Source organism: Pedobacter sp. GW460-11-11-14-TSB4 (genome assembly GCF_059423705.1).
This window is the reverse complement of record NZ_JBWKYI010000002.1, coordinates 25,125-44,967: the sequence shown is the minus strand read 5'-3', so window position 1 is coordinate 44,967 and position 19,843 is coordinate 25,125. Positions and strand designations below refer to the sequence as shown.

General features: G+C 39.4%; 18 protein-coding genes. 13 read left to right on the top strand and 5 right to left on the bottom strand.

All coding sequences use genetic code 11. The annotated features are described in order from the left end of the window. Positions 1-102: 102 nt before the first annotated feature. Positions 103-2,613 carry a M1 family metallopeptidase gene (locus tag AC07YT_RS03185; protein WP_086548220.1) on the top strand — a complete coding sequence of 837 codons (2,511 nt, stop codon included), beginning with the start codon at positions 103-105 and terminating at the stop codon, positions 2,611-2,613. A gap of 892 nt (positions 2,614-3,505) precedes the next feature. Here the strand turns inward: AC07YT_RS03185 and AC07YT_RS03180 are convergent. Continuing rightward, positions 3,506-3,964 (bottom strand): nuclear transport factor 2 family protein, encoded by a 459-nt coding sequence (locus AC07YT_RS03180; protein WP_086548218.1) that lies wholly within the window; start codon positions 3,962-3,964, stop codon positions 3,506-3,508. 250 nt (positions 3,965-4,214) lie between these two features. Here AC07YT_RS03180 and AC07YT_RS03175 point away from each other — a divergent pair, with 250 nt between their 5' ends. The 7 genes from AC07YT_RS03175 to AC07YT_RS03145 all read left to right on the top strand — a co-directional run bounded on the left by AC07YT_RS03175 (position 4,215) and on the right by AC07YT_RS03145 (position 10,343). Continuing rightward, positions 4,215-5,618 carry a tetratricopeptide repeat protein gene (locus AC07YT_RS03175; protein ID WP_086548217.1) on the top strand — a complete coding sequence of 468 codons (1,404 nt, stop codon included), beginning with the start codon at positions 4,215-4,217 and terminating at the stop codon, positions 5,616-5,618. Positions 5,619-5,678: 60 nt separating this feature from the next. After that, positions 5,679-6,446, top strand: coding sequence for a phosphosulfolactate synthase (locus AC07YT_RS03170; protein WP_086548216.1), 768 nt, complete (start codon positions 5,679-5,681; stop codon positions 6,444-6,446). 98 nt (positions 6,447-6,544) lie between these two features. Next, complete coding sequence (locus AC07YT_RS03165) at positions 6,545-7,288, top strand: shikimate dehydrogenase family protein (protein WP_086548215.1); 744 nt, start codon at positions 6,545-6,547, stop codon at positions 7,286-7,288. A 74-nt stretch (positions 7,289-7,362) separates the two neighbouring features. Next, complete coding sequence (gldD, locus tag AC07YT_RS03160) at positions 7,363-7,953, top strand: gliding motility lipoprotein GldD (RefSeq protein ID WP_086548214.1); 591 nt, start codon at positions 7,363-7,365, stop codon at positions 7,951-7,953. A gap of 43 nt (positions 7,954-7,996) precedes the next feature. Further along, the gene (locus AC07YT_RS03155; protein WP_086548213.1) at positions 7,997-8,635 is read left to right on the top strand and encodes an MBL fold metallo-hydrolase; all 639 of its coding nucleotides are present in this window, start codon (positions 7,997-7,999) and stop codon (positions 8,633-8,635) included. A gap of 90 nt (positions 8,636-8,725) precedes the next feature. Next, positions 8,726-9,961, top strand: coding sequence for an ABC transporter permease (locus AC07YT_RS03150; protein ID WP_478357506.1), 1,236 nt, complete (start codon positions 8,726-8,728; stop codon positions 9,959-9,961). Position 9,962: 1 nt separating this feature from the next. Then, positions 9,963-10,343: a hypothetical protein gene (locus AC07YT_RS03145; protein WP_086548211.1), complete on the top strand. Its 381-nt coding sequence runs from the start codon at positions 9,963-9,965 to the stop codon at positions 10,341-10,343. A 588-nt stretch (positions 10,344-10,931) separates the two neighbouring features. Here AC07YT_RS03145 and AC07YT_RS03140 read toward each other — a convergent pair. From AC07YT_RS03140 to AC07YT_RS03130, 3 genes are all read right to left on the bottom strand, one after another. Next, positions 10,932-12,608, bottom strand: coding sequence for a sodium/sugar symporter (locus AC07YT_RS03140; RefSeq protein WP_086548210.1), 1,677 nt, complete (start codon positions 12,606-12,608; stop codon positions 10,932-10,934). Between the two features lie 263 nt (positions 12,609-12,871). Then, a complete protein-coding gene (gene xylA / locus AC07YT_RS03135; protein WP_086548209.1) occupies positions 12,872-14,203 on the bottom strand; it encodes a xylose isomerase in 1,332 nt (443 codons plus the stop codon). Positions 14,204-14,275: 72 nt separating this feature from the next. Continuing rightward, positions 14,276-15,760, bottom strand: a complete 1,485-nt coding sequence (locus AC07YT_RS03130) for a xylulokinase (protein ID WP_086548208.1) — start codon at positions 15,758-15,760, stop codon at positions 14,276-14,278. A 190-nt stretch (positions 15,761-15,950) separates the two neighbouring features. On the opposite strand from AC07YT_RS03130, the gene AC07YT_RS03125 reads away from it, so the two are divergent. The 5 genes from AC07YT_RS03125 to AC07YT_RS03105 all read left to right on the top strand — a co-directional run bounded on the left by AC07YT_RS03125 (position 15,951) and on the right by AC07YT_RS03105 (position 18,698). Beyond that, on the top strand, positions 15,951-16,286 hold the full coding sequence (locus AC07YT_RS03125) for a tRNA-binding protein (protein WP_086548207.1): 336 nt from the start codon (positions 15,951-15,953) through the stop codon (positions 16,284-16,286). A 238-nt stretch (positions 16,287-16,524) separates the two neighbouring features. Continuing rightward, on the top strand, positions 16,525-16,992 hold the full coding sequence (locus AC07YT_RS03120; RefSeq protein WP_086548206.1) for a nucleoside deaminase: 468 nt from the start codon (positions 16,525-16,527) through the stop codon (positions 16,990-16,992). A 259-nt stretch (positions 16,993-17,251) separates the two neighbouring features. Continuing rightward, entirely contained in the window at positions 17,252-17,860 is a 609-nt protein-coding gene (locus AC07YT_RS03115) for a superoxide dismutase (protein ID WP_086548205.1), read from the top strand. A 98-nt stretch (positions 17,861-17,958) separates the two neighbouring features. Then, a complete protein-coding gene (locus AC07YT_RS03110; protein WP_086549451.1) occupies positions 17,959-18,420 on the top strand; it encodes a hypothetical protein in 462 nt (153 codons plus the stop codon). Positions 18,421-18,458: 38 nt separating this feature from the next. Continuing rightward, a complete protein-coding gene (locus tag AC07YT_RS03105) occupies positions 18,459-18,698 on the top strand; it encodes a hypothetical protein (RefSeq protein ID WP_086548204.1) in 240 nt (79 codons plus the stop codon). A 147-nt stretch (positions 18,699-18,845) separates the two neighbouring features. On the opposite strand, the gene AC07YT_RS03100 is transcribed toward AC07YT_RS03105, so the two are convergent. Continuing rightward, a complete protein-coding gene (locus tag AC07YT_RS03100; RefSeq protein WP_086548203.1) occupies positions 18,846-19,778 on the bottom strand; it encodes a hydrogen peroxide-inducible genes activator in 933 nt (310 codons plus the stop codon). Between the last annotated feature and the right edge of the window lie 65 nt (positions 19,779-19,843).

The window sequence follows — 19,843 nt, the reverse complement described above, 5'->3', positions numbered from 1 at the left end:
TTCAATGAATTTGTAAAAACAAACTAAAGGCGACTACATTTGCGTTTTTACTTAGCACAAACAGCCGTGTTTAAAGTAAAGCTAATTTGTAACAACATAAAAATGAATAAAAGAATTATTGCCTGTGGCGTGCTGCTGGCTTCGGCCTTTATGGCTAATCCACTTTTTGCGCAGGAACAGCCTGTAGAAAAATCGAACAACCTAAATATTTACCGGGTAACTGCAACTAAAGTTAACGATCTGGTGCATACCAAACTCGATGTATCTTTTGATTATGCTAAACGATACCTTCACGGTAAAGAATGGCTTACTTTAAAACCTCATTTTTACGCTACAGACTCTTTAACCCTCGATGCGCAGGGAATGGATATTAAAACTGTTGCATTGGTTGGCGCAAAAGGAAATACCCCGCTTAAGTATGTTTACCATGATAATAAGCTGTATATCACTTTAAATAAAAAATATACCAATACCGAAAAGTATACTGTGTATATCGCTTATACTGCTAAACCTGATGAATTAAAAGTAAAGGGGAGTGCGGCCATAACCGATGCTAAAGGATTATATTTTATTAACCCGGATGGCACAGATAAAAATAAGCCAACTCAGATCTGGACACAAGGCGAAACGGAATCGTCTTCGGCATGGTTTCCGACGATCGATAAGCCTGATCAGAAAACTACTGAAGAGATTTCGATCACGGTAAAATCGAAATACACCACACTTTCTAACGGAAAACTGGTGAGCCAGAAAGCCAATGCAGATGGAACCCGGACTGATACCTGGAAAATGGATCTTCCCCACTCACCATATTTGTTTATGATGGCTGTGGGTGAATTCAAAGTAACAAAAGATACCTATAAAGGCAAGGAAGTTAGTTATTACCTGGAACCAAAATTTGCACCTTATGCGAAGCAAATTTTTGGCAAAACGCCGGATATGATCCAGTTTTACAGCAATTTGTTAGGGGTAGATTATCCATGGAACAAATATGCACAAGTGGTCGCCAGAGATTACGTTTCGGGCGCAATGGAAAATACTACGGCTACTTTACACGGCGAGCAGGTGCAAAAAACCGATCGTGAGTTATTGGATGAAAATGAAGAAGGAACTATTGCACATGAACTTTTTCACCAATGGTTTGGCGATTACGTAACCGCAGAGTCGTGGTCTAACTTAACCATGAACGAATCTTTTGCCACCTTTGGCGAAGTGATCTGGCATGGGCATGATGAAGGGCAGGATGCGGAAGATAAATCGCGTTACAGTAAATTGCAGTCTTATTTAGGATCGACAAAAAATGGAGAAAGCCCGGTATTGGCACGTTTTCATTATGGCGATAAAGAAGATATGTTCGATAATGTGAGTTACTCCAAAGGATCGATTATTTTATATGCTTTAAAAAATCAGATGGGTGATGCCGCCTTCTACAAATCGCTTAACCGTTACCTCACTACCAATGCACTTAAAAATGGCGAAACACACCAGTTGCGTTTAGCCATGGAAGAGGTTACCGGAAAAGATTGGAGCCCTTATTTTAATCAGTGGTATTACAATGGAGGTCACCCGGTTTTAAGTATCGATTACGGTTACGAAAACGGTAAAGCGACGATTAAGGTTAAACAAACACAAGATGCTAGCGTGCAGATCTTTACCCTGCCGATCAAAGTTGATATTTATGCCGGCGGGAAAAAAATCAGAAAAGAAATCCTGATCAATAGCCGTGAGCAGAATTTTAGTTTTGAGGTGAGTGCTAAACCCGATTTAATCGATTTTGATGCAGATAAAATTTTAGTGGGCGAAACCAACGACAATAAAACTGCTGAAAACTATTATTTCCAATACAAAAATGCCCCGAGTTATGCCAATAGAATTGAAGCCCTGCAATTTATTATGCAGAGCAAAGCTAAAAGCGGTCAGCTGGTGCTGTTAGAAGGTTTAAAAGATAAATCGGCAGATTTACGTGCTTTAAGTATCGATGGCATTAACTTAGCAGATGCTCAGATTAAAGCAGCAGCTTTGCCTATTTTACTGCAGATTGCTAAAACGGATAAAAATACCGAAGTAAGAGCAGCTGCCATTGTGAAATTGGCTGAAACCGGCGATCAGGCTTATAAAACTTTAGTGTTGGCAAGTCTAAAAGACAGATCGTATAAGGTAATTGCTGCAGGTGTTGATGGTTTGTCTAAACTGGCACCGCAAGAGAGTATCGCGGCGGTAGCATTGTTAGATGAAGATACGAAAGCACACATTGCACCATCAATTGCATTGTTATACATTAACGAACCTAAGGATGAATATCAGGCATTTTATGATAATGTAATGCTAACAGGCGATAAGAATAAAGTTTTCGCTGTAGTTGGTCAGTATTTTCAGTATCTGAGGGCGAATAATAACCCTGTGGTTACCGAAAAGGGTATAATGAACATTAGCAGCGCCATCGAAAGGTTAAAATTACAAAGCTATTTAAATAAACAACTTGCCGGTGCCTATGCTGCAGCTGCGCAGGCTAAAACACAGCAAGCTGCTGCGGTAAGCGGTGAAGCAAAAGCAAACCTGAGCAAGCAGGCCGAATTATTTAAAAAAGGCGCAGCAGATCTGGAAAAAGAATAAATGGTAAATCTCATCTAGAAAAGAGCTGGCATGGAAACATCGCCGGCTCTTTCTATTCCCAATCCTTCCTGCTAAACGGTTTGTGCACTAGCAACCCTGAACAGTAGCAGAAACAGGTGTTTTATAAACGGGATTGCAGTGGCAGCTCCCGATTTTCCTTCAAAATCGGGACTATAACGAAAAGCCCGACGGACATTAAGCTAAGACACAGGTTCTGCTTTCCAAAAAAAAACAAACATGAAATATAGAATTGAAAACCGATTTATAGTTGGTAGCATTATTTATAGATTTTGGAAATGAACAGTTCCGTGCCTGTGGCGGCCGGTAGTCCTGCTATCCCGTCAAGTCCTCACTCATGCTTCGCTCCGGGCTTTTCGTTCTATCAGGTTTATGAACAGCGAGTGGTGGCCAATGCAGCCCAAAATAGCAGCACGAACCTGTGTAACTAAACGGGATTGCAGTGGCAGCTCCCGATTTTCCTTTAAAATCGGGACCGTAACGAAAAGCCCGACTAACATTCACCCAAGCTACAGGTTTTGCTTTCCAAAAAACAAACATGAAATATAGAATTGAAAACCGATTTATAGTTGGTAGCATTATTTGTAGATTTTGGAAATAAACAGTTCCGTGCCTGTGGCTGCCGGTAGCCCTGCTATCCCTTCAAGTCCTCACTCATGCTTCGCTGCGGGCTTTCCGTTCTATCAGGTTTATGAACAGCGAGTGGTGGCCAATCCAGCCCCAAATAGCAGCACAAACCCAGGTAACTAAACGGGATTGCAGTGGCAGCTCCCGATTTTTATTCAAAATCGGGACTATAACGAAAAGCCCGACTAACAATAACCTAGCTCCTGGTTTTGCTTTCCAAAAACCAAGAATAACTTATCTATAAAAATCACTCGTTGCACTTATCCTTTCTCCTGGTATCGATAATATAAACAATCTGCCAGCCCTGATCTCCTTTTACCAGCTGAAAAGAATTAACCCCGCAATGACTAAATTTTTCGCCGAGATAAAATTTATAGTCTGTCCAAACAGCGGCCAAGGGACCATCGATTAATATTTTCGTAAAAACAATACGCTCATCGTACTTTTCCTGGTGCGGAGTGGCAATAAATTTGATAAAGTCGTTAACAGATTCTGTGCGGACACTTACTTTACCGGCTTTGTTGGCGATGGTTTGCATGATCGCTGCTGGTGCAAAGGCGCTTCGGGTTAAGGTGCTGTCTCCACTTTTCATCCCGGTAAAAAGATTGTTGATGGTTTTTTTGATGGCGCTTTCCTCATCGCTTTGTGCAAAGCCATTTGTAGCAAAACAGCATAAAAACAGGGCAAAAATGACTAATCCTTTCATGACTTCTTCATTACGTATATACCATAAATTTATAGTATTTTTGTCAAAGAAGGGAAAAGGAACCGCGATGTTGCACAAAATCTATCGATTATCCACACATCTTAATCACAGTCAATACGCTTTATAGTCAGCTATTTACGCTGTTTTAACCGATTGATGTTAATAATTATTTTAAAAACGGATAATTAAAACTTGTAAACTTATAATGTGTTTTTCTGCTAATTGGCACGGTTCTTTAATAGTATAATATATGGAAGAAGAATTCTTTTTTGAATCCAACGAAGATGCACAACGCTCGGTAGAACGTTACGAAGAAATGCTCCGCAACCAGGATCAGTATTTCTTCGATGCAGGGGCATTCGAATACATTGTAGATTTCTACATTGAGAAAAATGATCCGGTCAAAGCTTTGCAGGTAGTTGATTTTGCAATCAGTCAACACCCTTATGCTACTGTGTTTTTAATCAAACAGGCTCACCTTTACATTTTAACCAACAACCACGAAAAGGCTTTTATTGCTTTGCAGAAAGCCGAGCTTTTAGAACCGTCTGAACCAGATATTTATTTGCTTCGCGGTAATATTTTTCAAAATACCGAACGTTTTGACGAGGCTTTGGAAAATTATGAAAAAGCTTTGGGACTGGCCGAAAGTACCGATGAGATTTTATTGCAAATGGCTTATGTTTACCAGAGCATGAGCGATTATGAAAGCGCCATTACCTATATTAAACTCAGTTTAGAGCAGAATATGGAAAACCAGGATGGTTTGTATGAGCTGGCTTTCTGTTACGATGTGTTAGATAAACAAGAAGAAAGTATTAAGTTTTATCAGCAATACATCGATACCGATCCGTATTCTTATGCGGCCTGGTATAATTTAGGCAACAGTTTCCACAAGTTGAACCTTTTCGAAAAAGCGATCGACGCATATGATTATGCGATTCTCATTAAAGAGGATTTTAGCTCGGCGTATTTCAATAAAGGCAATGCTTTGGTTCAACTCGATAAATATGACGAGGCCATAGAGGTTTACAAACAGACTTTCGAATACGAACAACCCAATGCTGATACTTATTGCGCCATTGGTGAATGTTACGAAAAACTGGAAAAAATGGACGAAGCCCGTTCATACTACAAAAAATCGGTAAAAATGGATCCTAAAATGGCAGATGCCTGGTTTGGGATTGGTGTTACGCTGAATTTTGAAGAACGTTATTTCGAATCCTTGCATTTTTATAAAAAAGCAATCGATTTAGAAGCTGAAAATCCTGATTTCTGGTTTGCCATGGCCGATGCTTATTACAAATTAGGCCAGATTGATGAATCGATCGAAGCTTATGAAAAAGTATTGGAGTTTAATCCTTTAGATATTGAAGCCTGGTTAGATTTTAGTACCGTACTTTATGAGCAGGGCAAATTACTGGAAGCCTCGGAAACGATGGCTGAGGCGATTAAGAATAACCCCGAAGCAGCAGAACTGTATTACCGGATGGTAGCCTATCTTTTTGCCTTAGGGAACTATAGCGATGCGCTGGGATATTTAGAAACGGCTTTAACAACTGACCCTGATAAACACTATATTTTATTTGAATATTTGCCACAATTGCAGGATAATAGTGCCATTTTGAACGTTATAAACAGATATATAAGGTAACGACCTTGTGAGAAAAATTTAACAAATAAATCTCAAAATTTTTTTCACTTTTGTACGCATATGAATTATCCATTATTAAACGTTCCCGAACGTCCAGCTAAACCACGCCAAAAAGGCTTAACAATGGTTATGGATAAGGGATTGAGCCTACGCCAGGTTGAAGATTTTATTGAAGTTGCCGGCGTACATACAGATATCGTAAAATTAGGTTGGGCCACATCACACGTAACACCAAACCTTAAAGAAAAATTAGCTTTATATAAAAGTGCAGGCATTCCTACCTATTTCGGTGGAACATTATTTGAAGCCTTTATCATCCGTAACCAGTTTTCAGATTATCAGCGTGTATTAGATCAATACGGGATGGAATATGCAGAAGTTTCTGATGGTTCTATCGAAATTGAGCACGATAAAAAATGTGAGTTTATCCGTGAACTGGCTAAACAGGTAACCGTTATTTCTGAAGTGGGCAGTAAAGATGCCGCTAAAATATTTGCCCCATACAAGTGGATTAAATTAATGCAGGCCGAAATCGAAGCAGGATCGTGGAAGGTAATTGCCGAAGCCCGCGAAGGCGGTAATGTAGGTATTTACCGGGGTAGCGGCGAAGTGCGTGAAGGACTGGTTGATGAAATTCTAACGCAGATTCCTGAAGAAACCATTATCTGGGAGGCTCCTCAAAAAGAACAACAAGTTTGGTTTATTAAATTAATCGGTAGCAATGTAAATCTTGGTAATATTGCCCCGGCAGAAGTAATTCCTTTAGAAACTATTCGTTTAGGACTACGTGGAGATACTTTTGACTATTTTCTGAACCAAGTAAAATAAAAGACAAAAATCGTCATTGCGAGGTACGAAGCAATCTGTTGGTAGTATTTCTATCGCGTTAAGATGGCTTCGTGCCTCGCAATGACGTAAATACGCTTATGAAAACATACGGCTTAATCGGATATCCGCTTTCTCATTCTTTCTCGAAAAAATATTTCACAGAAAAATTTCAAAATGAAGGCATAGCCGGACATCAATATGAGCTTTTCCCTATTGCCGATATTAAATCGCTGCCCGATCTGCTGAATGAAAATCCGTCGCTGTGTGGCCTTAATGTAACTATTCCGCATAAAGTAAACGTGCTTTGCTATTTAAATGAAGTAGATGAAGCTGCAGAGAAAATTGGTGCTGTAAATTGTATTTCGATCAAAAGTTTTGAAGGGAAAAACTATCTTAAAGGCTACAATACCGATGCATATGGCTTTGAAGAATCGCTTAAGCCATTGTTAGGGCCGCAACATACAAAAGCACTTGTTTTTGGCGATGGCGGTGCGGCAAAAGCGGTTAAGTATGTTTTAGAAAAATTAAATATCCAATATCAGCTGGTGGTGCGAACGGCTGTTCCAGGTGCTATTCTATATTCGGAAGTTAGCCCGGAGATTTTGGCCTCACACCAGTTACTGATCAATACCACACCTTTGGGGATGTCGCCAAATGTAGATACCTTTCCAGAAATTGATTACAGCTTGCTTGGGCCGGGATATTTAGCCTACGATTTAGTGTATAATCCGCTGGAGACGGCGTTTTTGGCCAAAGCCGCCGAACGTGGTGCAGCCATTAAAAACGGTTTGGAAATGCTGTACAAACAAGCAGAAAAGGCCTGGGCAATCTGGAATAAATAATCTAACTTATCGTCATTGCGAGGAGGAACGACGAAGCCCGCCTGAAGCAGGCAGGCAATCTTTGATAGAATGTTATGAAATTAAAACAATTGATTATTCTTTTACCTTTTGTCCTGCTTTTGTTCCTAACAGCTTGTCAGAACCACGATTATAGTCCAAAGCCAAAAGCATATTTCAGGATTGTATTCCCTAAAAAAGACTACACCACATTTACCAAGCCAGTTCCCTTTACTTTCGAATACCCAACTTATGCAGCGGTAGAGCAGGATCAAAGTCGCGATGCCCAAAAAAACTGGTACAATTTGCACTTTAAGCAGTTTAATGGCTTTTTGCATTTAACTTATTACGATGTTTCGGGTAAAGGCGAATATGATGAAATGGTAGAAGATGCCCGAAAACTGGCCTTTAAACACACGATAAAAGCAAGCGCAATTGATCAGAAGCTCATTAATTACCCTGAACACCAGGTTTATGGTATTTATTATGCCATTGAAGGAAATACAGCTTCTTCTGTTCAGTTTTTTTTAACCGATAGCGCTAAACATTATTTTAGAGGGGCTTTATATTTTAATGAGCGCCCACAATACGATTCCATTGAACCCGTTGTTAAATTTATTAAAAAGGATATCGATACCCTGATTTCTACCTTCAGGTGGAAAAATTAATTTATTATTTGTTATCCTGGAAGCAGGATTTTTTCTAAAACTTATGATTACCATAAAAACCTTCACCTTTAACGCTTACAGCGAAAATACCTATGTGCTTTACGATGAAACCAAAGAATGTGTTATTATCGATCCGGGTATGTACGAGGGTTTTGAGCAAAATGAATTGGCCGCTTTCATCAAAAATGAAGGTTTAAAACCGGTTTTGTTGCTCAATACACATTGCCATCTCGATCATGTTTTCGGCAATAAATTTGTGTTCGAAACCTATGGCCTAAAACCACAGTTTCATCAGGGCGAACTACCCATTTTAAATGCCGTTCCCGGTTATGCACCATCAATGGGTTTTACCCGTTATGCTATATCTCCCTTGCCGGATACCTTTTTGCCCGAAACAGGAACTGTTTCTTTTGGCAATAGCACACTCACCCTAATTTTTGCTCCGGGGCATTCACCAGCGCACCTTTGTTTTTACAGTGCAGCCGATCATATTTTAATAGGTGGTGATGTGCTTTTTTATGGTAGCATTGGGCGTACCGATTTACCAGGAGGTAATCATCAGCAATTAATCCAAAACATTTCCGATAAACTGTTTGTCTTACCTGATGAAACCAAAGTTTATCCTGGCCATGGACCAGCCACAAGCATTGGTTTTGAAAAACAACATAACCCGTTTTTTTGATGTAAAATGTAAGATTGAATATGTAAAATGGTTTTACATACATCTTCCGTCTTACCTCATCCATCTTACATTTTAACTATCTTTGCCGCTGTGAATACATCGTTTTATATTGCCAAAAGGTATCTTTTTGCCAAAAAATCAACCAATGCCATTAACCTGATATCGGGCATATCAATGGTAGGTGTAATGGTTGGTAGTGCTGCATTAATTATTATCCTTTCGGTATTTAACGGTTTAGAAACTGTGGTATTAAACATGTTCGATACCATTACCCCGCAAATTGCCATTACCCCGGTTAAAGGGAAAACTTTTGATCCAAATACAACTTATTTTAATGCACTCCGAAAAAATAAGGACGTGGCCGCTTTTACGGAGGTCCTGCAGGAAAATGCATTACTAAAATATAACAACAAACAGGCCGTTGGAATGGTTAAAGGGGTAAGTTTAGATTATTTGAAAAATGCCAAATTAGATAGCACCATTAAAGAAGGCCACTTTATATTGCATAACAGAAGCGGCGATAATGCGGTAATTGGGTCTGCCCTGCAGAGTTATTTAGCGGTAAATACGGTTGATCCCTTTACGGAATTAGAGATTTATTCGCCAAAGAAAGATATCGCGGCCAATACCTTAAACCCGGCCGACGATTTTGTGGTGAAGAACATTCGGGTAAGCGGTGTTTTTGAAGTACAGCAAGATTTCGATAATGGCATTATTGTACCCTTAAATTTTGCGCGTGAACTTTTGGGCGAAGATAAAAAAGTGTCTGCAATAGAGATCAATCTCCAGCCTGGCGTTGATGTAGACGATTTTCAAAAAGAGGTAATTGAAAAAGCAGGTAAAGATTATGAGGTCAGAAATCAGGCCGAACAAAATAAATCACTCTACCACATTTTAAATACCGAAAAATGGGCCGTTTATATTATTCTTACTTTTATCCTGATTATTGCTATATTTAATATCATAGGGTCGTTAACCATGTTAGTAATCGATAAGGTAAAGGATGTAGCCATTCTGAGCAGTTTAGGCGCAGGTAAGAAATTAATCAAACGTATATTTTTATTTGAGGGCATGATGATCACCATGTCTGGCTGTGTGCTGGGCTTAATTATTGGCCTCATATTTTATTATTTTCAGCACACCTATGGTTTTATCAAAATGGGCGATGAAGTAAACAAAACGCTGGTAAGTTCTTATCCAATCGGATTAAAATGGAAAGATTTTGTTTTAGTTTTTGTTACAGTAGGCATCTTCTCATTTTTGGCATCTGCTTTGTCATCCAATTTAAGTGTTAAAAAGATAGATCAAATTAATCAAACTATATAAAATGAAGTTATTTAAACAAGCAATTGTACTCGTTGTGCTCCTTGGCGTAGCCGCTACAGCTTGTAGAAACGATAAAGCCGAGGGAGAAAAAAGTAATCTGAAAACGGTTAAAGGTTTATATAGTTTTGGTCCCGAAATGAAGTCGTTTACCTTATGCGAAGATGGGCGTGAATACTGGGTTACCGACAGTGTAAAAAACTTAGAACTGGCTTATAGCAACCTGGGTTTCGAAAAGCCTTACGAGCCTGTATATGTGGAATTAGAAGGTTATTTTGCGAAATCTGATACCGCTACAGTTTCTCCTGATTTCGATTCTACCTTAGTGGTGATGAAAGTGCTTAAAATCAGTAAAGAAATCCCTGACGGACCTTGTTCGCAATAATTCATTCAAACCTATAGAAGTCGTCATGCTGTCCCGAAGATTCCTATCGTGTGGTCAGCACCCCTTTTGCTATTAAAAACACTCGCAAACGCCTTGATTCGTGTCTCCACGAACCAAATCAATGTGTTGCGATTTAAATATTTTTTCTTGGAGCGCAACAGTAGTGCTTATCGGTTGCTGTAGTCCTGCTTTCCGCTCCTGCCGATGAAAAATCGGCATCCCCCTTCAATCAGGGCTAATTAACGCGTTTTTCTACAGCTATTAATGGTTTGGGTCTCATCGCCTAATTCGCTACGCCCTGCAGCCACAAATAGTTGCACCTTCTTTGCCACCCAAACCTGATCGAAGTGGTTCTGATCCTTTACCGATAAATCGGCACTACATTAGCATCAGAAAGAACGGAGAGCAGGACTATCATTGTTTAATGCTGCTGTACCTTCTTTCCAAAAAAGATCACTTTCATAATTTGCTCAAATAGGCTTTTTAAAAAAAAAAATAACTACTGATGAAAATGACCGATTTGTATCAAAACAAAAAAGCTTTCCTGTTTCCAGAAAAGCTTTAGAAATTATAATAAAAAGATATTTCCTACCAGTATACACTGTAAAGGGCTACCAATAAACCGATAATAATTAACGAACCAACAGCAAAACCTGTGGTGGTTTTGAACATTTTCGAATCGATTTCCAGACCTTTTGGATTAACACCATTTCTGTTTTCGAACAAACTAATAATGACCATACCAATCACACAGAATACGAATACAAAACCCATTCTATCTAAGAAAGGAATTTCGTAAACACCAACTCCGTTTTTAACCGAGAAGCCCATTCCTGATAACCAGGAAAGATCGGTCCAAGTAGGAAGAACCTTTAATAATAACGATAATCCGAAACCACCAACAGTGGCGAATAGCGCTGCGTTTGAGGTAGCTCTTTTCCAGAAGAAACCAAGAATAAACATGGCAAATATACCTGGAGACACAAAACCTGTATACTCCTGGATATACTGGAATCCGCCTTTTTTATCGATACCTAAGTATGGTGCAATAACAACACCCAATACCATGGCTACAACTACGGCAATTTTACCTGTAAAAACGAGGTTCTTTTCAGAAGCATCGGTTTTTAATACTTTTTTATAAATATCTAATGTAAAAATGGTTGCAATACTGTTTGCTTTACCCGCTAATGAGGCTACAACCGCTGCGGTTAATGCCGCAAACGATAAACCTTTTAATCCGGCAGGTAATAAGTTTAACAAAACCGGGTAAGCACGATCCGGATTAACAGACCCATCCTGCAACATCTCCGATTGGAAAGCGCCGTCTTTATACAATACATAAGCAGCAATACCTGGTAATACCACAATAATCGGCATTAATAACTTTAAGAACGCCGCAAACAAAATACCACCACGGGCCGTTTTTAAATCTGCACCTAAAGCACGTTGCGTGATGTACTGGTTACAACCCCAATAGTTAAGGTTTACAATCCACATACCACCTACTAATACGCTTAGTCCTGGTAAATCAATGTAATTCTCATTGTCAGGTTTTAAGATCATGTGAAAATGTTCTGATGCTTTTGAGGTCATCAGGCTATAGCCTTCGAAAATACCTGAGGTACCATAATGGGTAGAAACCAGGTTTAAGGCCAGGTATGTCGTGGCCAAACCGCCCAGAATTAAGAAAAATACCTGAATCACATCGGTATAACCAATTACTTTCATTCCACCTAGGGTAATTACAATGGCAAAAGCTGCAATGGCATACATACAGAAGGTTAAATCGAATCCAGAGATACTGCTAACAGCTAAAGCACCTAAGTAAAGGATTGAAGTTAAGTTTACCACTACGTATAACAATAACCAGAATACAGCCATAATCATGGCCACCGTTCCGTTGTAACGTTGGTGTAAGAACTGAGGCATTGTGGCAATTTTGTTCTTCAGGTAAACCGGAATAAAAAAAACAGCAACAATAACCAGTGTAAGGGCAGCCATCCACTCGTAAGTTGCAATTGCCAATCCCATCTTAAAGCCCGATCCGCTCATGCCGATAAACTGCTCTGCAGAAATATTAGAGGCGATTAAAGATGCACCGATTGCCCACCATGTAAGTGAACCTTCAGCTAAGAAATAATCTTTTGAGCCTGTGGATGCGGATTTTTTCTTGTTGTAGATGTACAGACCGTAAGCAGCCACAATAACGAAGTAGATTGCAAATACAATGTAATCCTTCGTGTCCAATAAATTGTTTTTCATTAATATAATAGCGGTTATTTGGTTTCGAAATCTAAATGTAGTAAAATCATAAATTAATCTCCGCTTTTTTTTAAATTAAAAAATGTTAAAATGACGTTTATTAATTTGAATATTCACTCCTTGCTGTCATTCTGAATGCAAAGAAGAACCCGAAGTTGCGGCGAAATAAATTTTTTACCGATGTGAGTCTGTGTCTCTACAGATCGTTCTAAATTAAAGCCTGGTGGCCTGTGCGGACACAGACCACGGCAGGATTTTTAATTTTAAATATACCTGTTGATCAGGTTTTCCAGGTATTCCTGCTTTCCGCTAAGTACCGCTGGTTCGCCGTTTTCTGCAGCGTAATTTCTCAGGTCCTCTAAACTTAGTTTGCCTTGTTCAAATTCGGCGCCCTTTCCGCTATCAAATGAAGCGTAACGCTCAGTCCTTATTTTTTTGTAATCAGATTTTTGAAGAATGGCATCTGCAGTGATTAATGCCCTTGCAAAGATGTCCATGCCACCTATATGTGCATAGAATAAGTCTTTCGGATCAGTAGAGTTACGGCGGATTTTCGCATCGAAGTTTACACCTCCACCCTGTAAGCCACCACCTTCTAAAATGATTAACATGGTTTCCGTTAGTTCGTTAATATCGTTCGGGAACTGATCGGTATCCCAGCCGTTCTGGTAATCGCCACGGTTAGCGTCGATAGAACCTAATAAGCCATTATCTACGGCAACCTGTAATTCATGCTGGAAAGTATGACCGGCCAGGGTAGCGTGGTTCACTTCTAAATTTAGTTTGAAATCGGCTAACAGATCGTACTGTTGTAAAAAGCCTTTTACCGTTGCTGCATCGTAATCATATTGGTGTTTAGAAGGCTCACATGGTTTCGGTTCAATGAAGAAAGTTCCCTTGAAACCCTGTTTGCGTGCATAATCTTTGGCGGTATGTAAAAATTTTGCCAAATGTTCCTGCTCACGTTTCATGTTGGTGTTCAATAAGCTCATATAACCTTCTCTTCCTCCCCAGAAAACATAATTTTCGCCACCAAGGGCAATTGTAGCATCTAAAGCTGCTTTAACTTGTGCCGCTCCGTGTGCCAGTACATGGAAATCGGGATTGGTCGACGCACCATTCATGTAACGCCTATGGCTGAATAAATTGGCGGTTCCCCATAACAGTTTTACGCCGCTATCAGCCTGTTTTTGTTTGGCATATTCAACAAGGGCCTGTAACCTGCGTTCGTTTTCGGCAATATCATCGCTATAATCTACCACATCCACATCATGGAAACAATAATAAGGGATCTGCATTTTAGTGATAAACTCAAAGGCTGCATCCATTTTATCTTTTGCCCTTTCTACTGCATCTTTTTTTTCATCCCAGGGGAAAATGTGCGTTGCACCACCAAAAGGATCAGCACCGTTTCCATTGAACGAATGCCAATAGGCACAGGCAAATTTAAAATGCTCGTTCATGGTTTTGCCCGCTACTACTTTGTTGGCATCATACCATCTAAATGCTAATGGATTATCGCTTCCCAGACCTTCAAATTTGATCTGTTCAATGCCTTTGAAAAATTCCGTTGCTCCTGTTACTACTTTTGTCATGTGTTTTTGTTTTTTGGTTGATGGTTTCTTGGTCAACAGTTCATAGCCGATCTGGCTATGGACGATCAGCCACTAACCCATTGCTAACTGTTTCTCTAATATTTCTTTCCAATCCTGGTAGATTGGTTCATATGCTGCCGGATGTTGTGGCATTAAAGTTTTAATTACTTCGTGATTGCTGAAAGCCTCTTCTGCACTTTTAAAAATCCCCGCACCTATCCCTGCACCTATGCCTGCGCCTACACTACCGTCGTTTTCGTAAAGTTCTACCGGAATGCCGGTCACATCTACAAAAGTTTGTGCAAATACATCACTTAAAAACAGGTTGGCCCTTCCGGCCCTGATTACTTTAGGTTTCATGCCGTTTTCGCGCATAATATCCAGCCCATAACGGAAAGAGAAGGCAATCCCTTCCTGTACTGCCCTGAAAATATCTGATGGATTGTGGCGGTTTAAATCGATGCCCAATAACTGGGCTCCGGTATATTTATTATTCAACATCCGTTCGGCACCGTTTCCGAAAGGAAGTACTTTTAAACCGTTACTACCTATTGGTGCTTTAGATGCCAGGTTATTCAGTTCCGCGTAAGTAGATTGTGGTGCGAAATTATGTTTTGCCCAGCGGTACATGCTACCAGTGCCATTAATGCAGAGTAAAACGCCGGTGTGTTTTTGCTCCTCCGTAAAGGTTACATGCGCAAAGGTATTCACCCTCGATTGTTTATCGTAAGTAAGACCGTCGCTTATCCCATAAATTACACCAGATGTGCCGGCTGTAGCGGCAACTTCGCCTGGTTTTAATACATTTAGCGAAAGCGCATTGTTGGGCTGATCGCCGGATTTATAGGCAACCGGAATGCCTGTTGTTAAGCCCAATGCTTGAGCAATAGCAGTCTTTAAATAACCATGCTCCGAAAATAAAGGTTTTATGGTTGGAATAAGATCGACAGAAATGCTATAATAATTCATTACATCTTTAGAAATTTCGTGGTTTTCAAAATCCCAAAAAATGCCTTCAGATAATGCAGAAATACTGGTTGTAATTTCCCCGGTTAATTTCATTGCGATAAAATCGCCGGGCAACATTATTTTATCGATACGGCTGTAGATGTCTGGTTCGTTTGCTTTTACCCAGGCCAGTTTTGATGCCGTAAAGTTGCCTGGAGAGTTTAATAAATGTTTTAACGATTTTTCGTTTCCAATCGCCTCAAAAGCACCATTACCTAGCTCCACAGCCCTGCTATCGCACCAGATAATACTATCGCGGAGTACCTCCTGGTTTTTATCTACAACAACCAGCCCGTGCATTTGGTACGCAATACCAATGGCTTTAATTTCTTTCGGATCAAATAAGCCTGTCGAATTTAATTTGAGGATGGCCTGCTGCACATTTTGCCACCAATCGTTAGGCGATTGTTCTGCCCAGCCCGACTGTAAAGATTTGATGGCCGTTTCCTCTTCCGGATACTGAGCGCTGGCTACGTTTCTTTGCGTAGTTGCATCAACAACCGCAACCTTTATAGATGAGGTACCTAAATCAATCCCTAATAAATACATGCTTTAATGTTCTTTTAATATCTGGTTATGCAAACGGTTGCATAAAGATAGCCTGAAAAATATCAATCGCAAATTTTTTATCAAATCTGTTGAATTGAATGCAGCCATTTGAAACGCAACCTGTCTTATTTTGGAACGAAGACGAATTATTTAATAATTTATATTTTTGCCATCAATACATTAGTTATTTATGGAACAGATTACATGGGGCGATTTCGAAAAGGTAGAATTAAGGGTGGGCACCATTTTAGAAGCTTTCGAATTTCCTGAAGCCCGAAGGCCGGCTTATAAAGTAAAGGTAGACTTTGGTGAATTCGGCATAAAAATGAGCAGTGCACAAATTACCAAACATTATACATTGGAAGAATTACCCGGAAAACAGATTGTTGGGGTGATTAACTTTCCTAAAAAACAGATCGGCAAATTTATGTCCGAATTTTTAGTTACTGGTTTTGCCGATGAAAACGGCGATATCGTATTAACAGCTGTGCAAAGTAAAGTGCCTAACGGGAGTAAGTTGGTCTAGTTTGCACACGTTTTCCTATTTCCCGCAGATTTAAAAGGATAAGAAACGCAGATTTTCTTAAGCAATTTTAAATCTGTTTGATCTGCGGTTTCCATCAGTGCCTATCTGCGGGAAAATAAGCTAGTTATTTTCCAGGCCATGCTAAAATAGTCCTGATTAAAGTGTTTGCTCTAGACCTTTGAAGATACCTTGCGCTTTGCCTTATTAAACTTCGGAAGTGTTAGCCTATATTTGCTTCATGAGTTTTTACAATTTCGAAAATACCGATCCCGAAGAAGAAGATATCCATTATATGAAATTGGCTTTGGAAGAAGCGAAAAAAGCTTTGGCTGATGATGAGATTCCAATCGGCGCTATCGTGGTCAGTAAAAACAGGATTATTGGCCGTGGCTATAATTTAACTGAACGCTTTAACGATGTAACTGCACATGCCGAAATGCAGGCCTTTACTTCTGCCGCACAAACCATTGGCGGGAAATATTTAAGGGATTGTACTTTGTATGTAACCATCGAGCCTTGTGTAATGTGCGCCGGTGCAAGTTATTGGACACAGATTGGTCGCATTGTTTATGGCGCCCGCGAAGAAAAAAGAGGCTTTATATCCAAAAATGCAAATCTGCTTCATCCTAAAACCGTATTAAAAGGAGGTGTAATGGCGGAAGAATGTGCAACGCTGATGAAAGATTTTTTTGCGAAGAAGCGGTAGATGAGATGAGTTAATGGCTCATGGTTTATCGTGCATAGACAATGGGCTATTTACCATTGACCATCAACGATTGATTAAAGATCAATTTTTTCATTAAAAACCACTTGGCTATCGCCCTGAACCTTACAGCTTTTTAACCCTCCCGGCTTTACAACAATACACAGAAAACGATTTGATGATAATAACATGAACAAATCTTAACGTTCTAATGTTATATTTGCTACAAGAAACATTTTTAAATCTTTAAACATAAAACATTATGGCTTTTGAATTACCTGCGTTACATTACGCAACCGATGCATTAGAACCGCATATTGATAAAACTACCATGGAAATCCACCATGATAAACACCATCAAGCTTACGTTACCAACCTAAACAAAGCGTTAGAAGGTAAAGCAGAGGCGACTTCGAGCATCGAGGAAATTGTAAAACACATTTCAAAATTCCCTGCTGCTGTTAGAAACAATGGTGGTGGCCACTATAATCACTCCTTATTCTGGAACATTTTAGGTCCAAATAAAGGTGGTGAGCCAACTGGCGATTTAGCTAAAGCAATTAACGAAACTTTTGGTTCATTTGCTGATCTTAAAACTAAATTACAAGAAGCTGGTGCTACCCGTTTTGGTTCTGGCTGGGCCTGGTTATCAGTTGGTGCTGATAAAAAACTTCAGGTTTCTTCTACACCAAACCAGGATAATCCTTTAATGGATGTTGCTGAAGTTAAAGGAACACCAATTTTAGGTATCGATGTTTGGGAACACGCATATTACTTAAAATACCAGAACAAACGCCCTGATTATTTAGCGGCAATCTGGAATGTAATTAACTGGGATGCAGTTGCTGAGCTTTACAAAAAAGCTTTATAAGCAAAACATTCAATAAAATTTGAGAGAAGTCCCGATGTAAATCGGGACTTTCTTGTTTTAAGATAATTAAGTAACTTCGCAGGTATAAAATGTTCGAAATGAAAAGGCTTGTAATTTTATTTTTAATTATTGTTGGTGTAAATGGATTGGTGCGTGCACAACAGAATAAAGTACCAACTCCAACGGAAATTGCACAGAAGAATGTGGAGGATCTGGATAAGCGGTTAAAACTAAATGGAACGCAAAAAAGCGTAATCTACAGCTTTACCTACAACCAGGCTAAAGAACAGGCTGATTTAATTAAAAGACAACAGGCAGGCAACTCGCGCGAAGAGGATGTAGATAAATTCTATAAACTCCAGAATGAAACCTCGAAGAATATCCGCAATGTTTTAAGACCAGAGCAACAAACCGAATATGACAAAATCATTGAGGAACGTTTAAGTGGTAAAGGTTTAAAAGCGAAAAACAAGAAAAAGAAAAAAGGCGAAGAGGAAGAAGTGGAAAGCGATATTAAAGGATTGCTATCTGCACCTCCAATACAAAAACAAGATCTTTAAGCATTTAGCGCTTTTGTAATCGGTTAATTCAATAACAAATGCCAGAGATAATACTAGGCACCATTGTGCTCGGACTATTATTGTCGCCACAATTACTTGCAGGTTTTTTGGCAAAAAGAACCGGCCGGAATTTTTGGTTCTGGTTTTTCATTTCCTTTTTAATTCCCATTATTTCATTAATTATTTTGATCTTTTTAGAGGATAAAAATCCAGCTGCAGCAGGCTATAAATTAGCTGAACATGTAGATAAGAAATTAGTTTCCGATGCCGTAGAATAATCAATTTTATAGAAAAGTCGTCATCTCGACTGAAGCGCAGTGGAATGGAGAGATCTATATAGGATAGATTTAGCTTCGCTGAGCACTTCGTGGTTCTCGGCTACGTTACACTCCGCTCGAAATGACGATCGTGAAGCGAGCTGTAACTTATATCCCAACAATATCTTTTTTCTTTTTTTGCTTCATGGTTTTAGGGATAATTTCTAAAATCTCATCTTTTAAAGCATTAAGCATTCGCTTTTTAATGAAGTTTTTATGTGTGACCAGACTGATCTCGCGCACAGGCTCAGGCGATTTAAAATGACGGATTTTATTGGTCTGTTTTGCATTTAATTCGGTTATGGCCAATTCAGGCAATAATGTTGCACCTCCGTTTAAATCAACCATGCGCACCAGGGTTTCTACACTACCGGTGTTGTATTCCAGTCCTTGTAACCTGTTGTTTTTGGTGGAACGGCAAATGTTCAATACCTGATTGCGCATACAATGACCCTCGTTTAAAAGCCAGATATTTTCGTCATTCAAATCTTCGGCATCAACTGCTTTCTTTTTGTAAAGCTTGCTGTTTTTACTGATGTAGCTTACAAAGTTTTCGTAATATAATGGGGTTTCGGTAATGTTCGGGTCGGTAAGTGGTGTGGCCAAAATACCGCAATCCAATACACCTGTTTTTAGGTGGTGAATAATATCTTCGGTGGTATATTCCCAGATTAAAAGTTTTAGTTCAGGGTATTTATCCAGCATGGCCGAAATCACTTCGGGCAGCAGATATGGTGCAACAGTTGGGATAACACCTATTCTTAATTCGCCAAGAACATCCTGCTGCTGACTGCTGATGAGTTCTTTAATCTTGCCGCTTTCCTGTAAAATAATTCTGGCCTGGGCAATAATCTGGGCGCCAATTTCAGTCGGGCTTACAGGCTGTTTGCTCCTATCGAAAATTTTAACGCTAATCAGTTCCTCCAGTTTTTGCACCTGCATGCTTAAGGTAGGTTGCGTTACAAAACACTTATCTGCAGCAGTAACAAAACTTCTGTAAGTATCTACAGCAACAATATATTCTAGCTGAACTAAAGTCATATAGGTAAAATTGATTTATATTTTCAAATATATAAATTCTAACTATATAAAATTATGGAATGAGC

Coding starts and splice junctions, on each gene's coding strand:
- AC07YT_RS03185 (WP_086548220.1), top strand. CDS start 103: ATGAATAAAAGAATTATTGCCTGTGGCGTGCTGCTGGCTTCGGCCTTT.
- AC07YT_RS03180 (WP_086548218.1), bottom strand. CDS start 3,964: ATGAAAGGATTAGTCATTTTTGCCCTGTTTTTATGCTGTTTTGCTACA.
- AC07YT_RS03175 (WP_086548217.1), top strand. CDS start 4,215: ATGGAAGAAGAATTCTTTTTTGAATCCAACGAAGATGCACAACGCTCG.
- AC07YT_RS03170 (WP_086548216.1), top strand. CDS start 5,679: ATGAATTATCCATTATTAAACGTTCCCGAACGTCCAGCTAAACCACGC.
- AC07YT_RS03165 (WP_086548215.1), top strand. CDS start 6,545: ATGAAAACATACGGCTTAATCGGATATCCGCTTTCTCATTCTTTCTCG.
- gldD (WP_086548214.1), top strand. CDS start 7,363: ATGAAATTAAAACAATTGATTATTCTTTTACCTTTTGTCCTGCTTTTG.
- AC07YT_RS03155 (WP_086548213.1), top strand. CDS start 7,997: ATGATTACCATAAAAACCTTCACCTTTAACGCTTACAGCGAAAATACC.
- AC07YT_RS03145 (WP_086548211.1), top strand. CDS start 9,963: ATGAAGTTATTTAAACAAGCAATTGTACTCGTTGTGCTCCTTGGCGTA.
- AC07YT_RS03140 (WP_086548210.1), bottom strand. CDS start 12,608: ATGAAAAACAATTTATTGGACACGAAGGATTACATTGTATTTGCAATC.
- xylA (WP_086548209.1), bottom strand. CDS start 14,203: ATGACAAAAGTAGTAACAGGAGCAACGGAATTTTTCAAAGGCATTGAA.
- AC07YT_RS03130 (WP_086548208.1), bottom strand. CDS start 15,760: ATGTATTTATTAGGGATTGATTTAGGTACCTCATCTATAAAGGTTGCG.
- AC07YT_RS03125 (WP_086548207.1), top strand. CDS start 15,951: ATGGAACAGATTACATGGGGCGATTTCGAAAAGGTAGAATTAAGGGTG.
- AC07YT_RS03120 (WP_086548206.1), top strand. CDS start 16,525: ATGAGTTTTTACAATTTCGAAAATACCGATCCCGAAGAAGAAGATATC.
- AC07YT_RS03115 (WP_086548205.1), top strand. CDS start 17,252: ATGGCTTTTGAATTACCTGCGTTACATTACGCAACCGATGCATTAGAA.
- AC07YT_RS03110 (WP_086549451.1), top strand. CDS start 17,959: ATGAAAAGGCTTGTAATTTTATTTTTAATTATTGTTGGTGTAAATGGA.
- AC07YT_RS03105 (WP_086548204.1), top strand. CDS start 18,459: ATGCCAGAGATAATACTAGGCACCATTGTGCTCGGACTATTATTGTCG.
- AC07YT_RS03100 (WP_086548203.1), bottom strand. CDS start 19,778: ATGACTTTAGTTCAGCTAGAATATATTGTTGCTGTAGATACTTACAGA.